Annotated in this window: 20 protein-coding genes; 6 read left to right on the top strand and 14 right to left on the bottom strand. The window is 34.9% G+C overall.

The window, feature by feature from the left end:
* Window positions 1-14 precede the first annotated feature (14 nt).
* The 4 genes from ACX9TM_RS09160 to ACX9TM_RS09145 are packed head-to-tail and all read right to left on the bottom strand — an operon-like array spanning window position 15 to window position 4,952.
* Window positions 15-1,277 carry an MBL fold metallo-hydrolase gene (locus tag ACX9TM_RS09160; protein WP_065381964.1) on the bottom strand — a complete coding sequence of 421 codons (1,263 nt, stop codon included), beginning with the start codon at window positions 1,275-1,277 and terminating at the stop codon, window positions 15-17.
* Window positions 1,274-2,944, bottom strand: coding sequence for an ABC transporter permease (locus ACX9TM_RS09155; RefSeq protein WP_063220009.1), 1,671 nt, complete (start codon window positions 2,942-2,944; stop codon window positions 1,274-1,276). Before ACX9TM_RS09155 ends, ACX9TM_RS09160 begins: the two co-directional genes overlap by 4 nt.
* A 12-nt stretch (window positions 2,945-2,956) precedes the next feature.
* Window positions 2,957-3,982 (bottom strand): ABC transporter substrate-binding protein, encoded by a 1,026-nt coding sequence (locus tag ACX9TM_RS09150; protein WP_063220008.1) that lies wholly within the window; start codon window positions 3,980-3,982, stop codon window positions 2,957-2,959.
* Window positions 3,960-4,952 (bottom strand): ABC transporter ATP-binding protein, encoded by a 993-nt coding sequence (locus ACX9TM_RS09145; RefSeq protein ID WP_000355540.1) that lies wholly within the window; start codon window positions 4,950-4,952, stop codon window positions 3,960-3,962. Before ACX9TM_RS09145 ends, ACX9TM_RS09150 begins: the two co-directional genes overlap by 23 nt.
* Before the next feature lie 162 nt (window positions 4,953-5,114).
* Here ACX9TM_RS09145 and ACX9TM_RS09140 point away from each other — a divergent pair, with 162 nt between their 5' ends.
* Window positions 5,115-6,008 carry a LysR family transcriptional regulator gene (locus ACX9TM_RS09140; RefSeq protein ID WP_063220007.1) on the top strand — a complete coding sequence of 298 codons (894 nt, stop codon included), beginning with the start codon at window positions 5,115-5,117 and terminating at the stop codon, window positions 6,006-6,008.
* A 40-nt stretch (window positions 6,009-6,048) separates the two neighbouring features.
* On the opposite strand, the gene ACX9TM_RS09135 is transcribed toward ACX9TM_RS09140, so the two are convergent.
* The gene (locus ACX9TM_RS09135) at window positions 6,049-6,573 is read right to left on the bottom strand and encodes a COG3014 family protein (RefSeq protein ID WP_000736443.1); all 525 of its coding nucleotides are present in this window, start codon (window positions 6,571-6,573) and stop codon (window positions 6,049-6,051) included.
* 113 nt (window positions 6,574-6,686) lie between these two features.
* Window positions 6,687-7,955: an MFS transporter gene (locus ACX9TM_RS09130; RefSeq protein WP_063220006.1), complete on the bottom strand. Its 1,269-nt coding sequence runs from the start codon at window positions 7,953-7,955 to the stop codon at window positions 6,687-6,689.
* 119 nt (window positions 7,956-8,074) lie between these two features.
* On the opposite strand from ACX9TM_RS09130, the gene ACX9TM_RS09125 reads away from it, so the two are divergent.
* The 5 genes from ACX9TM_RS09125 to ACX9TM_RS09105 all read left to right on the top strand — a co-directional run bounded on the left by ACX9TM_RS09125 (window position 8,075) and on the right by ACX9TM_RS09105 (window position 11,117).
* Window positions 8,075-9,289, top strand: coding sequence for a transcriptional regulator (locus ACX9TM_RS09125; protein ID WP_000212380.1), 1,215 nt, complete (start codon window positions 8,075-8,077; stop codon window positions 9,287-9,289).
* Window positions 9,290-9,355: 66 nt separating this feature from the next.
* On the top strand, window positions 9,356-9,535 hold the full coding sequence (locus tag ACX9TM_RS09120; protein WP_001025733.1) for an H-type small acid-soluble spore protein: 180 nt from the start codon (window positions 9,356-9,358) through the stop codon (window positions 9,533-9,535).
* 184 nt (window positions 9,536-9,719) lie between these two features.
* Window positions 9,720-10,055: an antibiotic biosynthesis monooxygenase family protein gene (locus ACX9TM_RS09115; protein WP_000168851.1), complete on the top strand. Its 336-nt coding sequence runs from the start codon at window positions 9,720-9,722 to the stop codon at window positions 10,053-10,055.
* Window positions 10,056-10,057: 2 nt separating this feature from the next.
* Window positions 10,058-10,642 carry a dienelactone hydrolase family protein gene (locus ACX9TM_RS09110; protein WP_063220004.1) on the top strand — a complete coding sequence of 195 codons (585 nt, stop codon included), beginning with the start codon at window positions 10,058-10,060 and terminating at the stop codon, window positions 10,640-10,642.
* 115 nt (window positions 10,643-10,757) lie between these two features.
* A complete protein-coding gene (locus ACX9TM_RS09105; protein ID WP_072770227.1) occupies window positions 10,758-11,117 on the top strand; it encodes a hypothetical protein in 360 nt (119 codons plus the stop codon).
* A gap of 25 nt (window positions 11,118-11,142) precedes the next feature.
* On the opposite strand, the gene ACX9TM_RS09100 is transcribed toward ACX9TM_RS09105, so the two are convergent.
* The 8 genes from ACX9TM_RS09100 to flhA form a co-directional block, all read right to left on the bottom strand.
* Window positions 11,143-11,313: a DUF3951 domain-containing protein gene (locus ACX9TM_RS09100; RefSeq protein ID WP_000602244.1), complete on the bottom strand. Its 171-nt coding sequence runs from the start codon at window positions 11,311-11,313 to the stop codon at window positions 11,143-11,145.
* Between the two features lie 62 nt (window positions 11,314-11,375).
* Window positions 11,376-11,687: an AzlD domain-containing protein gene (locus ACX9TM_RS09095; protein ID WP_065381963.1), complete on the bottom strand. Its 312-nt coding sequence runs from the start codon at window positions 11,685-11,687 to the stop codon at window positions 11,376-11,378.
* Window positions 11,678-12,403 (bottom strand): AzlC family ABC transporter permease, encoded by a 726-nt coding sequence (locus ACX9TM_RS09090; protein ID WP_061457005.1) that lies wholly within the window; start codon window positions 12,401-12,403, stop codon window positions 11,678-11,680. Before ACX9TM_RS09090 ends, ACX9TM_RS09095 begins: the two co-directional genes overlap by 10 nt.
* Window positions 12,396-13,232: a TrmB family transcriptional regulator gene (locus ACX9TM_RS09085; protein WP_059303953.1), complete on the bottom strand. Its 837-nt coding sequence runs from the start codon at window positions 13,230-13,232 to the stop codon at window positions 12,396-12,398. Before ACX9TM_RS09085 ends, ACX9TM_RS09090 begins: the two co-directional genes overlap by 8 nt.
* 17 nt (window positions 13,233-13,249) lie before the next feature.
* On the bottom strand, window positions 13,250-13,960 hold the full coding sequence (locus tag ACX9TM_RS09080; protein ID WP_000205398.1) for an alanyl-tRNA editing protein: 711 nt from the start codon (window positions 13,958-13,960) through the stop codon (window positions 13,250-13,252).
* A 117-nt stretch (window positions 13,961-14,077) separates the two neighbouring features.
* On the bottom strand, window positions 14,078-14,851 hold the full coding sequence (locus ACX9TM_RS09075) for a flagellar basal-body rod protein FlgG (protein ID WP_001013935.1): 774 nt from the start codon (window positions 14,849-14,851) through the stop codon (window positions 14,078-14,080).
* Window positions 14,852-14,893: 42 nt separating this feature from the next.
* Complete coding sequence (gene flhF, locus ACX9TM_RS09070) at window positions 14,894-16,204, bottom strand: flagellar biosynthesis GTPase FlhF (protein WP_000446167.1); 1,311 nt, start codon at window positions 16,202-16,204, stop codon at window positions 14,894-14,896.
* A gap of 14 nt (window positions 16,205-16,218) precedes the next feature.
* Window positions 16,219-18,285 (bottom strand): flagellar biosynthesis protein FlhA, encoded by a 2,067-nt coding sequence (gene flhA / locus ACX9TM_RS09065; protein WP_000472534.1) that lies wholly within the window; start codon window positions 18,283-18,285, stop codon window positions 16,219-16,221.
* Window positions 18,286-18,292: the final 7 nt, after the last annotated feature.

The raw sequence follows: 18,292 nt of genomic DNA, 5'->3' as shown, positions 1-18,292 counted from the left end.
ATCCCCTTTGCATTTTAAATGACTTCTATACGTTCCATTGCAAGTGAATATACATTTTCATATCCTGCTGTACTTAGCTTTTGTTGTAATCGATCTGTATCCTCTTTCAAAGCGTGCACTAGCACCGTATGTTCTGGTAATAATGTATTTAACATCTCTTTAACGTCTCTTATACTTTGGTGAACTTTATACGGAACTCGATTCACCCTACATGTATTCCTTACATGCTCTTTCATAACTTTTTCTGCAAAACTCCCTTTCGCAATATGCCCAGTAAAAATAACGGCATTCCGTTTTTCATTCCGAAGTTGTTCATAATATAACTGCGCTCGTTTCGTTTGCATATTCGCATCACTCATTACAACTATTCCGTAACTATTTTGCATACTAATGTCATTATCCATCACTATTATGTTTCTTTTTAAACTCTCCATAATCCATTTAAATTCTTCATTATTTTTTATCCAATCTTTATATACGAACATCTCTTCAAATCCAGTCAAAATTTCTTTATCTACTATAAGCGGAAATTCTTTATATCGTTCATATAAATACAATACTATATCTTGCGCCCTACCAAGTTGTGGAAGCGGTAATAATGCTATTCCTTTATTTTGCATAACTCGTTCAATTTCTGCACATAGTTCGTTTACACGTTCATTTTGCGAAACATCATCTGTGTGATAAGCGGCATCCACAATTGCGATTTTTATATTGTGGCCCAATTTCTCAGGTAAATTAGCTCGTAGTATATTAGACTCTGCTGAATAGTCACCTGAATAAAATACGTATGTATTACACATATCAACTAAAAACCAAACAGCTCCTAATACATGGCCACTATATCCCCATTGAAACCGCAATGTAGGGGTAATTTGTACCCATTTATTTGGATTGCTAATCTCATCAATACATACATAATTTAAATCTTTTATATGTTGGTCGCTATAAGGTAAATTCCACCCTTGCAGCACATTATAGTTTCTCCATTTTTCATAATATAACGGCAGTTGCTCCTTCGTATAACGAGTCGTCCAAATTTTTTTCTTATAGCCATACTTCGCTAATAAAGGTAAACCCATCGTATGATCTTCATGAATATGTGATAAAAATACCGCATCTAAAAATGGAGCAGCTTCTCTCTCTATTTTTGGATAACCATCCTCATAAGATCGATTAATACCACAATCAAATACTATTTTCGTCTCTTTATTTTTTACAAAATAGCAGGAGCGACCGTACTCTCCTGCTCCTCCCCATACTTCTACCCTCATCATACTACCCCTTTTCGCTTTTGCTCCATATGTTGTAGCAGTAATAAGCATATTGTTGTAAGTCCAACAGAAACAACGGCCATCGCCATGCCTATAGATACTTCACCCTGTTCAAATTGAGCAAAAATAAACGTTGCTGACGTTTCTACTGATGGAGGTAATACGAGAAGCGATGCTACTAACTCTCTTATCGAAATTGTAAATGTCATCGCCCATCCAGCAAGAATGCCTGGGATAATAAGAGGCAATATTATTTTTCTAAAAATATAAATATAATTTCCAGAAAAAACACTTCCTGCCTGCATGAGAGAATCATCAATTTGTCCGAGTGATGATTTTACATATTGCACCGTGTAAGGTAAAAACAGCACAACATACGTTACGATAACCATGACTGGTGTATTGTAAATTGACATAGGCATATATGGTGAATTCCAAAATAGAATAAGACCTACAACCATAACGATTCCTGGTACCATATTCGGTAACATACCGCACATATCAAGCCATTTTTCAGAGGTTTTTTTCCCCTTTCGAATCATAAGTGCCAAAAAGACTCCAATCATTACCGCAATAATCGCTGTTACGAGTGAAAAAAGAAAACTATTCCATAAAGCCTCTAATCCCGGAGACCCCATTGTAAACAATGCCTCATAATGACTTGTTGTAAAGTTATTTACATGTAAACCGCCGCCTCTTAATTTTGACAAAGAAGCAATAAGTATAGAAAAGTATGGAATTCCAATTGATACGATTAATAAACCAATTACATACATCCATGCTACAACGCGCGTAAATATAGACAAAGTATATCTTTTAGATTTCACACCTTTTCCACTAACTATTGCATATGAATACTTTCGATTCAATACATTTTGCATATACCAAATGAGCATACAAGCACTAAATAATAAAGAAGATAATGCTGTTGCACTACTAAAATCAATTGGCCAACTCGAAATAAATTTATGGATTTCTGATGTTAACACGTGGAATCCTATTCTACGTCCGAATGTAGCCGGTGTTCCAAATTCAGCAATCGTCTTTACAAAAATGAGTAAAGCACCCATTACATAACTTGATACTAATAACGGCAATATTATTTTTCTTAAACGATAGAAAAAACTTCCGCCATGAACTGCTGCAGCTTCTTCTTTACTACTCCCAATCTGAAGTAACGTGTTTTTCAGCATGAAATAAAGGAATGGGAATAAATGCAGACTCATAATTAATACCATACCTCCTAAACTAAAAAACGATGATGAAACTGTCTTTAGCATCGGGAAAAATTGTTCAAAATAGCCGTTAGGTTGCATGAACAAAATCCAGCCCATCGATCCAATATACGGCGGTGTCATAAATGGAATCATAAAAACAATATCTAACTTACTATACTTTCCTACATCTGTTTTGCTCATAATAAATGCCAATGGAAATGCAAATATTGTAGCACCTATTACAACGAGTACACCTAGAAGCATCGAATTTAGAAAAATCCCCGCTAATCCACCACTCTGCATCACTTCAAAAGGCTTTAAAAAATTCCAACTACTATTTTCATATACACTAGAAAATAAAATAAGAAAAAGTGGAATGACGATTAACATCGCCACAAGTAATAACGCTACCGTCATTCCAACTTGTCTTACTGATACGAATCGATTTACCATGGAATCACCATCTTATTGAAATACTTTCTTAAATTGTTTTCCTATTTCATCTTGCTCTTTCTCAACTGTTTTCCAATCAATATTTAATACTGGAATCTCTTCTACATTTGGTCTATTTTCAGCTTTTATATCTGTTCTACCAGGCAATAAATACGCTTTAGAAACTTGTTTTTGTACATCATCGGATAATAAATAATCAATAAACTCTTTTGCACCTTCAACATTTTTACTATCCTTCATAATCCCAGCTGCACGTGGGCTAATAACTGTTCCGCTTTTTGGATATACAATATTAACAGGTTCACCCTTTGCTTTTGCGCTATACGTCATATAATCAACACCCGCAATGACCATATCTTTCGCACCTGTTACAACTGGGTCTAACGCTTCCTGATTTGCTCCTGCTACTGTAACTTCATTTTTCTTAAGCTGCTCAAATAAATTCCATCCATCTTGTCCATTCTTTTTCACGTATCCTGTTACAAAGTCTAAAGCTGAACCTGAAAGTGCTGGATCTGGAAGATTCACTTTCCCTTTCCATTCTCCTTTCGTTATATCGCTCCAATCTTCAGGCGCTGTCTTCACATTTTTTGTATTGTACACAATCCCTAATGCTGAAGCACTATACCCGAAATAATGTCCTTTATCATCTGACCATTCAGAACGCAGCTTATCAGCTTGTTTCGCTTCTTTATAAGCTAACGTTTGACCCTCTTTCTTTAATCCTTCCATCGCTGGTAATGATGCAAGTACGACTACATCAACGACTGGATTTTTCTTTTCAGCTTCCATTCTCGCTAAAATTTTACCAGTTGTCCCTTGAAACATTTCCACCTTTATACCAGTTTTCTTTTCAAAGTCTTTTTGAATTTTTTCTGCTAACCCTTTTGGTCCTGCACTATATACAACAATTTTCTTTTCATTCGTATTTTTACTTTTTGCATCTGCATTACCTGTCTTTGAACTACACCCTGTTACTACAGCCGAAAATAATAAAGTACATACAAATAAAGACTTAAGCGAACTGAATTTCTTCATACGATTCTCCCCCTATATGATGAATACATTTTTTTGGCACATATAACGATACTGGTTTACCGATGCTTAGCTTACTATTGTGATAGGCTGTCCAGATGCCTAAAGTCCCCATATTTACTTTCACTTCATAACGTTCTCCTACATATGTAACGTGCTGAATTTCACCTGTATACATTTCGCACACATCATTTTTTGTCCAACTCACATGCTCTGGACGAATCATTTTTTCACCCTCTACAAGCCAATTCGCCTTACCAACAAATTTGGCAACAAATTCATGAGACGGTTTCACATAAATATCTTCCGGTGTTCCTTTTTGTAATACTTCTCCTTGTTTCATGACAATAATTTGGTCTGACATTGACATTGCTTCTATTTGATCGTGAGTGACATACAGTGCAGTTAAACCAATGGAATGAACGATATCCATAAGCTCTATTCTCATTTCTTCTCGCAAAATTGCATCGAGTGCACTTAGCGGTTCATCAAACAAAATAAAGTGAGGTTTTGTTACAATTGCTCTAGCGAATGCGACACGTTGTTGCTGTCCACCAGAAAGTTCGTGTGGATACCGTTTCTCCATACCTTGCAGGCGAACTCGCTTTATCGCATCTTCTACTTTTTCTCGTAAATGATTCGTTTGCTTTGTAGCCCTTAAACCAAATGCAACATTTTCAAAAACAGTCATGTGCGGCCATAAAGCAAAATCTTGAAATACCATACCGATATTCCGTTCATGAGGAGATGTCTTTATCTTTTTTGTAGCAGAATACATGCACTGGTCTCCAAAATATATTTCTCCTTTATCCGGTTCTTCAAGTCCTGCTATCATTCTAAGCAAAGTCGTTTTCCCACACCCCGAAGGTCCTAAAAGTGTAGTGAATTCCCCTTGTTTCATTACAATCTGCAACGGCTTTAACGCCTGTATTTTTCCAAATGTCTTTTCTAATCCACTAATTGTAATATCCACCGTTTCACCTCTCTCCCCTCATTCTTAACCTGCTTTCATTCTATATGGAAGATTTATACTGAATGTTAATGTACTGTAAAGATTAAATTAAAAAACTTCTAATAAACTATTTATTTCTATAGATTTTTTCTATAGTTAAAATAAAAAAGGCGGCAATTCATAATGAATCTCTTAAAATTAGAAATTGTAGTACTTATTAAGAAATACAAAAAGATTACAATCGTTGCAGAAAAACTTGGCGTTAAACAACCAACTATTACATTTCATATAAAAAGCTTAGAAGAAGAACTCGGTGTGTCTTTATTTGAATTACGTTCTGGAAGGTATTTCTTAACAGAGGCTGGTGAGGCTTTGCACCATTATGCTTATAAAATAGATGCGCTTATGAAAGAAGCTAGACGTGTCACGCAAGAGTTTAAAGATTTTCATAAAGGTGCTATAACAATCGGCGCTAGTTATGTACCAGCGACTTATCTTTTGCCAGAAGTCGTTCATCAATTTCAATGCGAATTTCCCAATATAAAAATAACGCTACTAGTGAAAACAGCCCCTGAAATTCGAATGATGCTAAAAAATCACGAAATCGATCTTGGGATAATTTCCGCTGCTCCATTTGATGAACCACTTTTAAAACAAACGAATATAATGCCCGATACACTTGTTCTTGCCTTTTCCAAAGAACATCATTTTTCAAAGAAAGACAATGTATCGTTACAAAATATCGAAAAGGAACGCATACTATTGCATCGTAATCCATCTACAACGAGAGATTTACTTACACAATGGACGTTGGCGCACAACATTACATTCCAATCTGAAATTGAATTAGACTCATTAGAAACGATGAAACAAATTTTAAAATATGGTAATGGAATTGCCTTTATTTCTAAACTTGCTATCGAGCAAGAAATACAACGAAATGAGCTATGCTATATACCAATCCCTGAATTTGAATTTCAGCGTAATATTTATACGATTCATCATGAGGACAGATGGAATTCTAAAATCATTTCTTTTTTACTACAAAGCATCACTTCATTTACAACAAAAAATTAAAAGGCTGTCGTTATGCACGACAGCCTTTTAAACTATAAATCTATTTATTTTTCTTTGCCTCAATTTTTGCTTGCGCCTCTTCAGCCTTATCTAATGCTTCTGATACTTTCTTCTCTTTTTCTTTCACTTCATCTATACTATCGACAGCTTTAATAAGTTTATCGATTCCTTCTTCTTCTACCTTTCTACGCTTTGCCACTCTTTCATTTACTTTCTCTTCCACATCTTTTGCTTTTTGAAGCATATTCTCTGCATTTGATGTTACAGCTTTTTCAAGTTCATCATCTTTTTTCTTTTGTAACACTTCATTTGCAATGTCTTTCGCTTCTAAATACTTACCGTCTTTTAATGCTGTTGCTCCGTGATCCATTCTCTCAGCAACTTCTTTATATGATTTCGCTTCATTTCCTGATTTCTCTTTTTCTGCTTTTTCGAACCACATTGTTGCATCACTATACTTTTCATCTTTCAATGATTGCATACCTGTTTCAATATATGTGTCATAATTGCTACATCCAGCCATTACGACTAATAGAAAAAGCATAACAAAACTTAATTTTTTCATGCTGTTGTCTCCTTTTCTTTGCAAGCTCACTTTACTTTAACATACATGAAAAAGAGTTTCAAAAACTAAAATACTAATTTAGTCATTTTTATTTTATTAAGTCACATTTCCTTTTAGACAGACACATCCACTTGCTTTTTCATTACATGCTTCTTTACTCCAACTAATACAACTAACAATAAACCTACGCCTAATGTCATCATAACAATGCTAGTTGGCAACATATCTAATAATAATCCATACACAATCATACCGAGCGGTGCGATTGCAGTAGAAATTGTTTCAAGTAAACCGAAAACGCGTCCTAAATAACTTGGATCTGTCGTCTTTTGCAAATGTACTTGCATCGGGATATTTACAACCATCATTGATATACCAGTTAACATCATAAAAGCGATATAGTAAATAAAACTTGCTACTTTCGGGATGGTGACTACTAATGGAAACACTGTACATAAACTCAAGCCCGCAAATAAAAGCAACCCAATATAAACAGAACGAAAGGGATTATTCACTTCTTTACGTACTGATAACGCAATTGCACCAATTAACATCCCAACTGCTAACATTCCCTCTACAACACCGAGTTGCTTCGAAGATAGATGCAAATTTTGAACAATAATATATGGAAGTGAAACGAAAAGTGCACTCGCAAAAAAGTTTACCCCTACTGCAATTTTCATTAAACCATATATTTCATGCTGTCTTTTTACATATGAAAACCCTTCTTTTATACTCGTCAAGAAATGCTCTTTACTTTCAGCCATTTCTTTTTTGTATAAATCAAATACGATAAATAATTGCACAACAACCGCTAAAAAGAATGTAATGCTATTCAATAGGAAAAACGATTTAATTGAAAAGAAACCAAATACAACCCCGCCAATAATCGGTGCTAAAATATTTGATAAAGATGCTGCCGTCTGGTTCAAAGCACTCGCTTTTTGAATACGTCCTTCATCTACTAAACTTGGAATAGATGAAGTTAATGAAACAGAGTAAAAACTCGCACAAATTGATAATAATGCTGCTGAAACATAAATAAACAGAAGTGATGGCCCAAAAGTAGTTGCAAGGATAAACATAATAAACATTGTTAAACTACTTAACAAATCGGTACCGATGACAAGCCATTTTCGATTGACGCGGTCAGCTACAGCACCAGCAATTGGTCCACAGATTAGCCTTGGAATCGATCCACAAATAAGCGTAGTTGCAAACCCCATTCCTGAACCCGTTGTCTTTAATACGTATAATCCCATTGCAAACGTATAAATACCGGCTCCTAGCAAAGACGTCATTTTCCCAATCATCATTAAAATAATATTTCTCGTTGCAATCTTCATTCTTGAATCATGTTGTCCTATACTTATATCCCCCATTTTTGACACTCTCCCCTTAAAAGTTAAATTGTGTTAAACTTATTATATAATTAACTTTCCAATTTTTACAACAAAAAGTTTAATGACATTTAACTTTCTAACTATAAAGGAGCAATTATATGGCTACTCTCGGTGAAAAAATTAAAACGTTACGAAAAGAAAAAAAGCTTACTCAAACTGATCTAGCAGGTTCAGAACTCACAAAAAGTATGCTAAGTCAAATTGAAAATGGAAAAGCTACACCTTCTATGAAAACACTACAATATATCGCTGACAAACTTGAATGTGAAACAAGTTTTTTATTAGAAGATGATGATGTAGAAATTGTAGAACTCATTCAACAAACGGAGAAACTAATAAAAGCAAACAAGTACGATGAAGTATATGAGGTTTTACTACCGATCGTTCAAAAAGAGCTACCTCCCACTTTGAATACTGCTCGTTTATATAAACAGTTTGTAACAGCTGCGGCTAAAATGAAAGATTACAATATTGAATATTACGTTGAAAAGGCTACTTCTATTTTTGAGAAATATACGTTATACCGGGATAGTACGGAAACAAAATTAAAATTATCCTTTACGATATTCACACGTAAAAAATATGCTGAATGTTTACAACTTATAGCTAGTATCCGAAATGACTATGAAGAGAAACATTTAGAAATGGATCTCATTATACATATCGAATTATATTTATATGAAGCAATTATTTTTCTTGCATGTGGTGATTACGAACAATGTGAAAGTGTCATTTTAGATGCACTTGCATTTTCAAAAAAGCATCAAGTGTATTATAAAACAGATGAATTTTATCGTATTTTATCTTATCAAAAAGTAATCACGGCTGATAAAGAACAATATTTACATTACATAAAAAAATCAGAGCAATTCGCCATTTTTACAGAAGATAATTTCTCTGCGGCGGTTATTGATCTTTTAAAAGCTTTCTACTACAACACAATTGCTAATGAATATACAGTTGCATTAGAACATTTAGAACAATTTCGAGAAAAATTAAAAGATGAGCCAATTTTTCAAGATGATGGATCATATTATCTTGAAAAAGGAAAAGCTTTGTATGGTTTAAAACAATACGAAGAAGCTTTAAAAACATTGCAACGCGCTATCATACCAGATTATATAAACCATCCACTTGATCACGCACGACTTACAACAGCTGGGGCATATCGCGCTCTTTGTTATGTGAAACTTAATGATAAAAAAAGAGCTCTTGAAGAAGTAACAGAAGCATATGAAATCGTACAGTCCTATCCTGATTCCATCTTCACTTCATTTATTAAAGAAACATTACAAATAATACAAAAACTTTAAGAATGTCTCTAAATGGTATATTATTCCTCTTTTTTAGCAAAGATAATAATGATGGGAGGAATATAAATGAATATACAACGTGCAATAGAGCTTTCTGTGTCAGCAGAGCAAGCCAATGTCAGTTTTCAAGGCATGCCTGTTATGATTCAACACGTCGATGAAAGCAATGAAACCGCCCGCATATATGAAGTAAAAAACCCAGAACGCGAATTAACTGTTCCAGTTAATAGCTTAGAGGAAATATAAGAAATGCCACTTCTCTTTTGAAGTGGCATTTTTCTTCTTTCAGATTACTTACTATAAATTTCTTCAACCCTTTATTTTACATGAGCTGAAAAAATAAGAATTTTCTACTTCTTTTCTTTTTGTGACCTGCTAAAATACAAACTATGGATTAATTATTCGTACTATACATTAAGGAGGAAAAATAATGGCATCTACTTTAGAAAAAAACAAGCCTTATTATGCAGTTATATTCACTTCTAATTTATCAAATGATACAACAGACTATAATACCGTTGCCGAAGAAATGGAGAAACTTGCAAAGCAACAACCTGGATTTTTAGGTGTAGAAAGTGCACGAGGTAATTCTGGACTCGGAATAACAATTTCTTATTGGGAATCACTTGATGCGATTGAAAATTGGAAGAAGAACACCTTACATAAAGAAGCGAAAAAAAGAGGTCGTGAGCAATGGTATGAAAACTTCCATCTGCGTATTTGCCTTGTTGAGAAAGAATTTAAGTTTCATAGAGGTACTTTATAACTATGAAGGAAAAATTAGCTCTCGTTATTGTTCATGAAATATATGGTGTGAACGACCATATGCATCACGTTACCCAGCACTTTACTTCATCTCATATAGATGTATTCTGTCCTAATCTTCTACAATCACAACACGCATTTCATTATCGTGATGAAGAAAAAGCATATGAACATTTTGTAAATCATATTGGATTTGATGATGGAAAAAAGCAAATTGAAGAATTCATTTCTCATCTTTCTAGTAGTTATACACATATTGGACTTATCGGCTTTAGTGTTGGAGCTACCATCTCATGGCTATGTAGTAACAATCCGAAAATAGATTTTATTATCGGATGTTACGGTTCTCGTATACGCGACTATGTTCATATAAAGCCTACATGCGCTACATTACTTATATTCCCTGAAAAAGAATCTAGTTTTTCAGTATCCTCTTTCATTCACACATTGCAGCAACAAAAGAATCCTTTATTAGAAATCAAACAACTACACGGTGAACATGGATTTCTAAATCCGTACACTGAAAAATATAACGAGCACTCTACAAAACAAGCATACAATTTAATAGATTCATTTCTTGTAAAGTGAAACTTTAATCAGTGGGGGGTTATCCCCCACCTAATCTCTTTTCTTACGTTGAGTTTTAAGGTGTGGGTCTTACTGCCCATGCGTGATAAAAACAATCTTATAAAGGAGACTCAAAATGACGCTGACATTACTCTTACTTGTTTTCATACTCATTGCCTTTATCTCAGCGCTAACTATCATTTTTAAAACCGTAAAAAAAGGGATATTTTTCAACCGCCCCTACTTACAATCTATTATCATTTGCATTTTATTTTTTACAAATTGGATTTTATATGTAACAACTTTTTATGCGTTACTTCCCGAAAAGATTAGTGAGTTCCTATTCCTACCCATTTGGTTTTTCCTTTGTATATTAGGTTTTATCACTTTCTGGCGCGAATGGAGAAACAATCGTGTGTTCTCCATATGTATCGGTTTTCTTTCCTTTATTAGTTTTTTATTTGGGCTGTTTTTGTTAGTTCTTTCGGGGATGTAATAGAAGAAGGAAGAAAAGCCAACTTTCAACTTTTCTTCCTTCTATGTTTACCTTTAGTTTTCACTGTCACTGATTCACAAGGTGTATAATATATTTGAGGTGTCGCCTTATCAACAAACATCATAAACGTAACGAAACCGATAATAAAGAAAATAAACAACGTTAACAAAATTGCTCCTATCGTTAAAAGTATCATAACACCACCCCTATATTTTTCATGTTATTACACTTTTCGCTATTATATGAGCGTAATCCTTTTTAGAAAAAGAAACGTAACAAAATAATCACAACCACTCCCGTTAATACTGTACCTAATAAACTACGAGTATATATCGCTACAAGAAATGTTGGAATTGCTACGATAAGGTAATCCCACTGCATCGTCTCATGCATAAATAAAACTTGTGCTAAAAGCGCTGCTAATATCGCAATTGGTATGTAATTTAACCATTTTAAACCCCATTCAGGAATTTGTAGTTTGCTAAATACGAGTAGAGGTAAAATACGTGGCACGAGTGTAACAGCTCCTGCTGCTAGTAAAAGTAATAATACATCTAATCTCATTTCCATTTTTCAATCACCACTCCAATCGTCGCAGCTAGTAATGTTGCGATAATAACCGCTATACTATCTGGCATAAATAGGTGTGAAACGTATGCGATAATAATCGCTACAATTGCAACACTTAAATGAATTACTAGTTTTGGTTTACTACTTATGAGCTGAAGAACAAATAATCCGATAAACATCGCTGGTAATGCATAATCCATCCCATATGTATGTGGATCTGGTATCCACTCACCAAATAGCCCACCAATAATGGTAGCAAGTATCCAATTTAAATACGCTGTTACGTTAAGCCCAATCATCCATCTTTCACCTAAATATCCTTTTTGCGCTGCATGCTGCACTGCGACGCCGAACGTTTCATCTGTAATTTGCGAACCGATGATTAAGTTTTTAAATAGAGGAATTTTCGTAAAGTACGGTGCAAGCGCTGCGCTCATTAATAAATGGCGTAAATTAACAAAAAATACAGTGAAAATAATTGCGGAAGCAGGAGCACCGGCTGCATACATACCAGCTAATATAAATTGGGCAGAACCTGCATAAATTAAAGTGGACATAAATGCAATTTCAATGATAGAAAAACCTGCTGTTTTTGCAATTACACCAGCTGCTATACCGATGCTCAAATAACCAAATACAGTTGGTAAACAATCTTTTACTCCTTGCTGAAATGTATCATCGCTCTGCAAAGCTACATGTGCCTGAGCTTTACTCATCTCTATCATCCTCCATTCCCTCTAAAGTTCGTTTTCCTGTTACGACATGAACTAAATCTATATTTTCACGCCATAACGTATCTAACTTATCAGCTCCAAATTCCTTTGTGATTTCTTCAACCATAATATCGTGCCGCACATACTCTGTCGCAACGAGAACTAGCGCTGGGTCATACGTTGTAACGGCCCATGAAGTGCTATCATTTGAGAAGTTCGCAATTAATACTTCCTCTCCATCACGAGCAATAACAGTTAAATGACCACCCATTCTCTTTTCAACAACGTGGGGCGTCATATAATTATGGTGAAATGTCGCTCCTATTTTTGTTTCTGGAGCTCCAAATAAGATTGAAAATATATGTACGCCTTCCTCTTCCTTTTGATGAATGTATGGCTCTATTTCATGCACTTGATCTTCCCATACAGAAATCCATAACTCTTCCTTAGCTCTACTAATTATATTGCATATTTCTTTCAAAACACGATCATTTGAGCGAATATGCGAAATTACATCAATCTGTCTTTCTTGTTCTAAACCATTTAATTTCTGGTCTAAAAACTCAAAGGACTTTTCAAAGTCTTTTCGCATTCGATTCATTAATTCGGTAGCTGGTACTGGTACATATTTAACTGGTTCAGAAGGTACAATATGCACCGCTCCTTTATCCATTAACTTACCGAGTACCTCGTAAATCATAGAACGAGGTACTCCTGTTTGTTTACTCACTTCATAGCCTGTTACTGGGGAATGTTTTAACAATCCAATATACGCTTTACATTCATACTGGGAAAATCCTAACTTTTGTAACTCCTTTATAATTTCATCCATCGGTAACCCCTCACAATCTAAATCGCCCTTACTTCAAAACGACGATTTTGCTTCCCTTTACTTTTTACTTTATCAATAACAAGTGTTCCTATTTCACTCGTATTTTTCACATGTGTGCCTCCACAAGCTTGTTCGTCTAAATTTTCAATTGTAACAATGCGGATTTCTTGGATAGTAGTTGGCAGGAGATTTATTGCTGTTTTAATCATTCCTACAGCATTTTCTGCTTCTTCGCGGCTCATATAACGAGTAGAAATTTCTTTATTTTGCTTAATAAGTTTATTCACTTCCTCAACAATTTCTTCTACTTCCACGCTCGATAACTCTTGTAACTCATTAAAATCGATACGTGCTTTATCAGGATAAATTTGATTTCCGGTGCATAGAGCTCCATACTTTTCATAAACAACAGCTCCGATAAGATGCAGTAAAGAGTGATGACGCATTAAATTATGACGTCTTTCCCAATTTATCTCTAATTTAACTGGACCTAATTTTACTTGAGCTTCATCTTTTATATAGTGAACTATTTCTCCTTGCTCCTTCTTTACTTTTTCAACTTCAAATACAGACCCATCTTGTACAATGACACCCGTATCACATTCTTGCCCTCCACCAGTTGGATAAAAAACTGTTTCTTTTACAAATACTTTATTCCCTTCTACTCTTATCACTTCTGTTTCGCAACTCGTTTTGTATGCATCTTCTAAATATAATGCCGTTGTCATACTCCCACCTCTTTAGTAGTTATAGTTATACCTACTAATATAAAAAAGAAGCTCCGTAAAGTCAATTGATAATTCTGAAATTTAAAATTAATAAAAGACTCCTTTATTAGGAGTCCACTATCTCAATATTTCATTCGCTTCTTTTTCATAAATTTTATCAAATGACGTCATAACACGCTGTGATGCTTGAATCATCTTTTGATCTGTCATAAGATCTGCCATCTCTTTCGTCATATCTACATTTGAATTTTCTAGCATATGATTTTTTACTATTCCTGTTCCGTTCGGTAAATTAGCAATGTTTCCTTCTGCTAGTGTAAAGCTTTTGTTTTCACGTTGCACGAGACGTGCATTCGTTTCTGCATCTACTGTTTTTGTTTGCAAACGACCAATATTATTTTGTGTTACTTCATCATATAATGTACCGTCTGCTTGTACAGCAACCTTTGCTCCTTCTGGAATACGAATACGCTCATTATTCTCTCCCATTACGAAAGCACCAGATGACGTTTGTAAATAACGATCACTATTTAATGTGAAACTACCATCTCTCGTTAAAAACGTTTCATCATTTTTAGAAGTAACAAAAAATGATGTTGTGCCGGCCGCGCCGTCATCTAAAAAGAAATCTGTAGCGCTATTTGTCATTTGTATATTTCCTTGTACTAAATTCACATGCGTTGCAGCTGGTACTACAGCGTAATCGACCGAACCGATATTTGTTACCGCCCCATCTCCGCGGCGATATGTGTCTTGTACATCAAATACTTTAGACGTCATATTTTCTGCTTTAAATCCTGTCGTTTGAGCATTTGCAACGTTATTCGAATGAACATTAATGCGCTGCATGTAATTCATCATGCCCATAGAACCTATATAAAGACCGTTCATATTCGTTTGAATAAGGCAAGCGCCTTATTCTTCACCTCTTTTCTACGATGTTTGTAACATTTGTTTTGCTAAATGTTCAGCTGTAGCGATATGTATATTTTTCTTTATGTCTTGGCCATCTGTCATTAATACAATAGGAGCTGATGATACCGCTGGAATTTTCAACAATTCGCCACTACTTGCTGTTTCATCAAATTTCGTAAACACAATACCATCTATATGAATATCTTTAAAGTTTGTAATGATTTCAATCATATCTTTACTTTTCATAGAAGCTGATAACGTTAAACAAATATAATCTGGTTCTACTTGTCCCATCGTTTCAATCATTTCTTCCACTGTTTCTGACGTACGATAATTTTTCCCTGCTGTATCAATTAAAATATAATCGACGCGTGCTTCTTCTTTAAAATACGTAAGCGCTCTTGTCATTGCAGCTTCATCACGTACAGCAATTACTTCCGATCCAATTGTCTTTACGTTATCTTGCAATTGCTGCACTGTCCCTATGCGCGAATGATCGGTCGTTATAAAACCAACTGTTTTGTTCTTACCGTGAAATTGCCATGCCATTTTCGCCAGTGTCGTCGTTTTACCAACGCCAGTTGGACCGATTAATGCAATTGTTTGTACTTCTTTTTCAAAGACGTTTTCCGTATTGAAATGAGATTTCATATCTTCCAATATGTACCTGATAACTTCTTCTTCCGTAATCATCGTTGCATTTTCAAACTTTATTTTTAACTTTTCAGCATATGCATGAATGAAATATTGTTCCACATCGTTTTGTTCTAGCATCCGAATTACTTTTTGAATAATAAACGGTACAGATTCTTGGTTTTCTTTCTTTGTAACCACTTCTTCTTTCTTTAGTGGAACGACTTGTTTCACAACTTTTTTCTTTTTCGTTACTTCCGTTTCTTTCGTCTGTTTCACCACGACAATTCCTTTTTCAAACAGCTTTAATAGTTTCTCTTTTTTTCTTGCCCATTCTTCACTATTTCCTGTTTGCATCGCCGCGTATGACATAGGAGTCGTTACATTTTCTAAATTGTGCAGTACTGATTGAATTCCATTCGCCTTCACAATTTGTTCTGAAGGATCATTCACAACATCCATTAACTGTTCATGAAATTGAGCTGTACCTTCATTCACTTCTTCCTGTTTTTCTTCTGGAAAAGCAACTAACATTTCATAATCCTTTTTCCAAAAAAACGGTATATTTCGTTTTACACTTTCATCGACAACGTAATAATAATCTGTACCATATTGGTCAAATAACTTTCGATACAATTCATTTTTCGAAGCTGCTTTTATTCGCATTAACGCTTCTTTCTTTTCTGTACTTTCCATTACTTCACCCCCTACTATTCAATATAGGCAATTTGATCCACAACAATTTCTGGTGCTAATTCGCTAATACAAAGTACTTGTGCTTCCACTTGATAACGTTCTAGCAGTCTTACAATCGCAAATCTAAAATCTTTTCTACGTGTTAATAACACTGGTTCTCTTCCCATTAAACGTGCTTGTTTAAAGACGCGCTGCACTTGCTCAACGACACGTGTTTCTAAATCTAAATCCCAGTTTAATAAGTAACCTTGATATGAATTATTCACAACATCCGCATCTAACTCGATTGAATCAGAGAAGAGCGCTGCATATATTTTTCCGTCTGGATTTTTCGCATTTTCACAAATAACTTTTGAAATACATTCACGAACAAATGATGTCACACCGTCAACGTGGTTTTGATAAATTTCTTTGCCGTCAATAATACCTTCAATAATTGTTGGTAAATCACGAATAGAAATACCTTCTTTTAGAAGTTGTTTAATAACATTTTGAACGAGTGATAAATCAATTTCTTTCTTCTTAATCTCTTCTAATAGAACGCCATTATCATTTTCAAGCGAATTAATTAAATCTTTTACATGTTGGCGCTGAATTAATTCGTGAAGATTACGTCTAACGACAACATCTAAATGTGTAATTAATATGCTAAGTGGCTCTAACACTTGATAGCCTTTCATTTGTGCATCTTGCACCATATGCTCTAAAATCCAATATCCATCTTCACCGAAAATTGGATCTTTCGCTGGCTCTGCATCTAAATCAGCCATTACGTTTGGCGTTTTCAATGCTAATAAATAACCTGATTTTAAAACACCCTCAGCCGCCTTCGCACCTTTAATTCGAATAATGTAACGTCCGCGTGGTCTAAAACTCGTATTATCTTTAAAGTTAATTCCAGGAACGTTAATACCAAGGTCAGTAATAATTGACTTCCTCATAAGAACAACTTTATCACGCGCTGTTTCCCCGTTAATTTTCTGCTTTACAAGTGCTGCTAAATCTAAACCGAGTTCTACTATAATTGGATATTTATCCGTAAATACTCCAAATGAATCTTCCACTTGTTGCAGTTGCTCATCTTCGCCTTGAATCATTTCTATTTCTTTTTGAAGCTCGTCTTCTTTTTCTTTCTTTATTCGATTTTTATTACGAATGCCTAAGAAGATAATCGTTCCGCCAACGAGTGCGAATGGTAGAAACGGTAGCGGAGTAAAAATACCCATTGCGATAAACAAACCACCGAGCGCATATACAACAACTTCATGTGCTAATAACTCTTTAAAGATTCCTTCCGTTACCGTATCCGGTGAACCATCAAATACACGCGTTACGATAATACCAGTTGAAATCGCAAGCATAAGCGATCCAATTTGGTTTACGATTCCGTCACCGACAGTTAACTGTGTATAATGAAGAGCCGCATCTGCAAAGCTCATTCCTTGCTGCATCATTCCGACAATTAAACCGAAAATAATGTTTACGAATAAAATGACAATCCCGAAAATAACGTCCCCTTTAATGAACTTCCCGGCACCATCCATCGCTCCGTAAAACTCTGTTTCCATATTTAATTTTTTTCGTTTTGCTTGTGCATCTTTTTCTGAAATAATACGCTGGTTTAAATCAGCATCGATAGACATTTGTTTCCCTGGTAAAGAATCAAGTGTAAAACGAGCTGCTACTTCAGCTGTACGCGATGCACCGTTTGCAACGATAAACTGGAATATGATTAATACTGTAAAAATAACGATACCAATTAATAAGTTTCCGCCAATTACGAACTGGCCGAACTCTTCAATAACATGACCGGCATTTCCGTCTGTCAAAATCGCTCGCGTCGTCGAAACGTTAATCGATACGCGGAAAATCCCGATTAATAACAACATCGTCGGAAATGACTTTAATTCATCCCACTCGTTAATACTTGTCGCTCGCATGTAAATAAGTACTGACATACTTAGTAGAAAAACGATAATGATATCAAGTATAAATGGTGGAAGTGGAATTAAGAGCGCCACTACGAATGACGCTGCTAAAAAGATAGAAAAATAGGTTCTTGCAGAATCTATCTTAAACAAAGAGATC

The sequence above is a fragment of the Bacillus sp. LH1 genome, from assembly GCF_057924895.1.
Note: the sequence above shows the minus strand (reverse complement) of the source record. Positions and strands in the feature narration are given on the sequence as shown.

Bases quoted from the DNA above. Each gene is read 5' to 3' on its own strand.
- ACX9TM_RS09115 (WP_000168851.1), top strand. From the start codon at position 9,720: ATGGCATCTACTTTAGAAAAAAACAAGCCTTATTATGCAGTTATATTC.
- ACX9TM_RS09075 (WP_001013935.1), bottom strand. From the start codon at position 14,851: ATGAACGGTCTTTATATAGGTTCTATGGGCATGATGAATTACATGCAG.
- ACX9TM_RS09090 (WP_061457005.1), bottom strand. From the start codon at position 12,403: ATGAGTAAAGCTCAGGCACATGTAGCTTTGCAGAGCGATGATACATTT.
- ACX9TM_RS09080 (WP_000205398.1), bottom strand. From the start codon at position 13,960: ATGACAACGGCATTATATTTAGAAGATGCATACAAAACGAGTTGCGAA.
- ACX9TM_RS09130 (WP_063220006.1), bottom strand. From the start codon at position 7,955: ATGGGGGATATAAGTATAGGACAACATGATTCAAGAATGAAGATTGCA.
- ACX9TM_RS09095 (WP_065381963.1), bottom strand. From the start codon at position 11,687: ATGGAAATGAGATTAGATGTATTATTACTTTTACTAGCAGCAGGAGCT.
- ACX9TM_RS09085 (WP_059303953.1), bottom strand. From the start codon at position 13,232: ATGGATGAAATTATAAAGGAGTTACAAAAGTTAGGATTTTCCCAGTAT.
- ACX9TM_RS09125 (WP_000212380.1), top strand. From the start codon at position 8,075: ATGGCTACTCTCGGTGAAAAAATTAAAACGTTACGAAAAGAAAAAAAG.
- ACX9TM_RS09135 (WP_000736443.1), bottom strand. From the start codon at position 6,573: ATGAAAAAATTAAGTTTTGTTATGCTTTTTCTATTAGTCGTAATGGCT.
- ACX9TM_RS09160 (WP_065381964.1), bottom strand. From the start codon at position 1,277: ATGATGAGGGTAGAAGTATGGGGAGGAGCAGGAGAGTACGGTCGCTCC.
- ACX9TM_RS09150 (WP_063220008.1), bottom strand. From the start codon at position 3,982: ATGAAGAAATTCAGTTCGCTTAAGTCTTTATTTGTATGTACTTTATTA.
- ACX9TM_RS09110 (WP_063220004.1), top strand. From the start codon at position 10,058: ATGAAGGAAAAATTAGCTCTCGTTATTGTTCATGAAATATATGGTGTG.
- ACX9TM_RS09100 (WP_000602244.1), bottom strand. From the start codon at position 11,313: ATGATACTTTTAACGATAGGAGCAATTTTGTTAACGTTGTTTATTTTC.
- ACX9TM_RS09155 (WP_063220009.1), bottom strand. From the start codon at position 2,944: ATGGTAAATCGATTCGTATCAGTAAGACAAGTTGGAATGACGGTAGCG.
- ACX9TM_RS09120 (WP_001025733.1), top strand. From the start codon at position 9,356: ATGAATATACAACGTGCAATAGAGCTTTCTGTGTCAGCAGAGCAAGCC.
- flhF (WP_000446167.1), bottom strand. From the start codon at position 16,204: ATGGAAAGTACAGAAAAGAAAGAAGCGTTAATGCGAATAAAAGCAGCT.
- ACX9TM_RS09105 (WP_072770227.1), top strand. From the start codon at position 10,758: ATGACGCTGACATTACTCTTACTTGTTTTCATACTCATTGCCTTTATC.
- ACX9TM_RS09140 (WP_063220007.1), top strand. From the start codon at position 5,115: ATGAATCTCTTAAAATTAGAAATTGTAGTACTTATTAAGAAATACAAA.